Raw genomic sequence first — 422 nt, 5'->3', positions numbered from 1 at the left:
GCGTATGCCCGAGGGGTCGGCGGCTTCGACGGGGTCGTCGTCCGCGTCATCGGACACGCCCTTCAGGAGCGCGTCGATTTCCCTCTGGGAAAGAAACTCTTCCTTGAGCATGTCACTGGATCACAAAGTTGGTGAACAAGACGTCCGCCACCGGCGATTCCTTGCCGACAGCCTTGAAGACGTGTTCGCACAGTTCAACGATCTCCTTGGCCAGCTTGACCTTGCCATCTGCCGGATACAGCTCGGTGGGCGTCTTGCTGGCCAGCAGCATCAGGACCTTGCTGCGCAGTTCGGGCGTGTAGGTCTTGATCTGCTCCTCGGCATGTTTGTCGAAACTCTTGAACGTGATGCCGATCTGCAGGTAACGGTCGTTGCCCTCTTCGGGCTGCAGATTGACGGTCAAGGTTTCCATCGGCACGAAC

Annotated in this window: 1 protein-coding gene; it reads right to left on the bottom strand. The window is 58.5% G+C overall.

What is annotated here, in order from left to right; all coding sequences use genetic code 11:
- Positions 1–112: 112 nt before the first annotated feature.
- Positions 113–422, bottom strand: a 310-nt coding sequence (locus tag C1I99_RS35540; RefSeq protein WP_111137807.1) for a flagellar basal body-associated protein FliL, incomplete at its 5' end; no start/stop codon positions are given.

Origin of the sequence: Micromonospora deserti (assembly GCF_003236335.1) — a bacterium.
Lineage (GTDB): Bacteria > Actinomycetota > Actinomycetes > Mycobacteriales > Micromonosporaceae > Micromonospora > Micromonospora deserti.
The sequence above is the reverse complement of the archived record's forward strand: the minus strand, read 5'-3'. Positions and strand labels throughout refer to the sequence as shown.